Origin of the sequence: Lonsdalea britannica (assembly GCF_946477055.1) — a bacterium.
Taxonomy (GTDB): Bacteria; Pseudomonadota; Gammaproteobacteria; order Enterobacterales; family Enterobacteriaceae; genus Lonsdalea; species Lonsdalea britannica_A.
This window is the reverse complement of record NZ_CAMKXG010000346.1, coordinates 1-2,993: the sequence shown is the minus strand read 5'-3', so window position 1 is coordinate 2,993 and position 2,993 is coordinate 1. Positions and strand designations below refer to the sequence as shown.

Here is a 2,993-nt window from a genome sequence, read left to right as displayed (position 1 = left end):
GCCCCCTATCAGTCGCTGGAGCAACAAACGGAATTTCGCCACGTAAGCAATAACCGGGTAGGCAAATCCGCTAAGTGGCAGTACATCGGCGCGGGCGATGACACCATCACTCTCACCGGGACGCTATACCCTGAAATCACTGGCGGCGATGTGTCACTGAGTGTTATCCGCCTCATGGCCTATGGCGGCAAAGCGTGGCCGTTGATTGAAGGCACAGGCACGATTTACGGTATGTTCGCGGTAACCAACATTCGCGAAAACCGCACCGAGTTTATGCCCGACGGTAAAGCCCAAAAAATTGAGTTTACGTTGACGCTGAAGAAACAAAACGAGGACACGCGCGAAGCACTCGGCAACATCACGGCCAGTGATGTTCTTTCGATGGTGAATCTCTAATGCTAAAAAAGCCCGCGCTATGCGGGCTTTCTCTTATTCCGGCTTTTCCGGCCAGCTTAGGGTATGCCGCTTTATCAAAAGGCGCGCCGTTGCACTTTATCCAGCCCTGAGGCGGTGTTGCCAGCGGCCACGGCTGCGGAACGCCGACAGGAAGGTAGCGTTCGGCTGTACCGCCGCGTTTTTTCTGCATCGGCAAGCGTAACTTCGAAAGGAGGCTTTTTCATAATGCAAAATAAACCGTAATAGCGCAAAAGCATGATTTAACTAGGGCTGGGCCAATGCTGCCTAGCAATTTCCGTCATGTTGTCGTAATACAGTTTATATCGAGTATCAGAGCTATCTACGATTCCCTGATGCGGCCAAAATTCTTCGTTTTGTGGATTACCGAACAGCGAAACAATTTCTGATTCACTTTCGTCTGAAAACTGCACGTAAATTGTCGTCATAGCACAACCCCTCTCTTAAATTTTATAAGAAGATACAGACAGCCCCTGGAAAAAACCGGATTCAGCAGGACCATATGTCGCGTAAACCATTTGCGAATCTGGCAGTTGAATATCAGTAAACGTAGCAGACAACCCCGTACTGGTGGTGGCAATCTGGTGCTGCCCTGTCCCGACGGATGTTTCGTAAATATTCAAAAACAAACCACCCGTTCCTGAAATGGATGCGTTTCCCACCAGCGCGACCGACACTGCACCCTTAGGGACCCCCCCAGAGATATCTATTGCCGTGAGTTCTGCTGTGGCGGTTGAAGTGAATAATACCGGCGTAGGTCTTACGCTGATCGTCCTTCCTATTTGGCTAAGTTGAGCAAAAACAGAACCCGGTCGGGTTGGGACAATTGAAACCAAAGCAGAAGCAGTGAAACCGGCGGGCATGTTTGCGCCAGAATATACTGTTGAAGGGACTGAGTTCGTCGAATCTACAGCCAGTAGCGCACTTTCCGCTGTGGTAGGGTTGTAGATTGCGTACAGAGCTACATTCCCCCAATTTGGGGATGAACCAGTGTCCATGCCACCAGCGCCTGTTATGGTTAGGTTTATCGTTTTGTTGAAGTTCCCGATACGATATTGAAGCCCACCTAAAGCAGTCCCAACGATTAGCTCATCTGCCGTAAAGGTAGCCATATTCGATGGTGAGGAAACTACCATTTTTGCATTTCTGCAATCCCCAATGATCCCCGTCAAACCGTGACCTAGACCTAGATTTTCTACTGCCCTTGCCATTGCTTCGGAACCAGCAGATTGTATTTCCGACAAGTAGTTCTTCGGTTGAAGAAATAGTTTTTGTAGTGCATTTAATAGTTGAGTGTCTGAACCTGAGTTCGGTGATATCCCTGCGTTCGCTAATATATCGATCAATTCTGACTGTGTATTTCGAATTGCACTTTGTAGATTGTTCATATGTTCAGCATGGACAACGGTGCCCAGCTCGCCTGTTGATGGATCACCATCATGAAATACACCATCAGATGTATTGACTAAAGGCATTAAATTTTGCATTTAGTTTCTTTCCTCGTATACGAAATAACAGAAGGTGTGGGCTGGTTTCAAATCGGCGAATAAGGACTCAATAACTGGATCACCAAAGGTCATCAACCGTTCACCGACTACAGACACACCTGTTCGAAACTGATATTTTCTTATTGATGCCCCTTTGACATTGACTTGCCATGTCCACATAACATCTTCGATTCTCAACCGGTCACCGCAACGATTTACGCCACATCTGAACGGCTGAGGTTCTTCTATGGTGATTTCATAACCCAGACTATTCGCTAGCCGTTTAAAATAGGGAATAGATAGCCCACCAACTGCTGTTATCTTGGCTAGGACATTTTCTAGGCGTTGTTGATAATTGCTGTCGGCCACGGGTGTGATATCTAATACCCGTTCCCAATCAGATAACATTCCGTATGAGTAAAAAGGCGTGATGGCATTTAGGGCTTCATCGGATTTATCGTGAGCACCTTGTAATACATTCCCCTCGGCCGTCAGCTCAGCGGTGATCCGCTCCCCCTTAGCGTCATATGACACGGGAGGTAATAAGTTCGATAATAAGCCTGGGATATTCATAGTGACGACACCTCGACATCACCTACGCGCAGCCATTCAACCGTCGATGCATTGACAGAAGCGGTTACGTTGGTTTCCGGCGAATTAACGTCACGATCAATTACGCCCGTTATTTGCGATATCAACATTTCTATTTGACTACGAATAATGCTATCGCCTGGTTGGAGGCTATCAAAATAATCGCCAATCGCTGATTTTATGTTGGCCGTCGCGTTAGCAAGCGTAACCCCGCTTAGTGATACGCTGATATTAAAATTTACCGTTTTGATAGTAGGAGCCAGTACCATATGATTTTTAGCGGTGACAGGCCGCACGTCGTCAATATAAGTCTGAACATTTTTGATGATGACATCTGAGGGTAATCCATCAGCAGACGTTATTACGGTGTCTACGGTACCTAGCCCCCGACGCAGAGGATAGATATATGCGCCAGTCACCCCATCAACGCTCATTGCCCAACGTTTATAATCGTAACGGTTTCCGCCCGCAGGTGGTCGCCGAATTAGCTCCAATAAACGG

Annotated in this window: 4 protein-coding genes and 1 pseudogene; 1 reads left to right on the top strand and 4 read right to left on the bottom strand. The window is 47.5% G+C overall.

Translation table 11 applies throughout. The features are described 5' to 3' along the window. Positions 1 to 396 (top strand): phage tail protein (locus tag Q7O77_RS16455; RefSeq protein WP_304169775.1); only part of this gene is annotated, 396 nt, incomplete at its 5' end. A gap of 49 nt (positions 397 to 445) precedes the next feature. Here Q7O77_RS16455 and Q7O77_RS16450 read toward each other — a convergent pair. The 4 genes and pseudogenes from Q7O77_RS16450 to Q7O77_RS16435 form a co-directional block, all read right to left on the bottom strand. Next, positions 446 to 550 (bottom strand): annotated as a pseudogene (locus tag Q7O77_RS16450) (phage tail protein); the annotation flags it as partial. 307 nt (positions 551 to 857) lie between these two features. Next, the gene (locus Q7O77_RS16445; protein ID WP_304169773.1) at positions 858 to 1,901 is read right to left on the bottom strand and encodes a hypothetical protein; all 1,044 of its coding nucleotides are present in this window, start codon (positions 1,899 to 1,901) and stop codon (positions 858 to 860) included. Next, on the bottom strand, positions 1,902 to 2,474 hold the full coding sequence (locus Q7O77_RS16440) for a YmfQ family protein (RefSeq protein ID WP_304169772.1): 573 nt from the start codon (positions 2,472 to 2,474) through the stop codon (positions 1,902 to 1,904). It abuts the gene before it with no gap. Next, on the bottom strand, positions 2,471 to 2,993 hold a 523-nt coding region (locus tag Q7O77_RS16435), incomplete at its 5' end, for a baseplate J/gp47 family protein (RefSeq protein WP_304169770.1). The genes Q7O77_RS16440 and Q7O77_RS16435, both read right to left, overlap by 4 nt.

Bases quoted from the DNA above. Each gene is read 5' to 3' on its own strand.
- Q7O77_RS16445 (WP_304169773.1), bottom strand. From the start codon at position 1,901: ATGCAAAATTTAATGCCTTTAGTCAATACATCTGATGGTGTATTTCAT.
- Q7O77_RS16440 (WP_304169772.1), bottom strand. From the start codon at position 2,474: ATGAATATCCCAGGCTTATTATCGAACTTATTACCTCCCGTGTCATAT.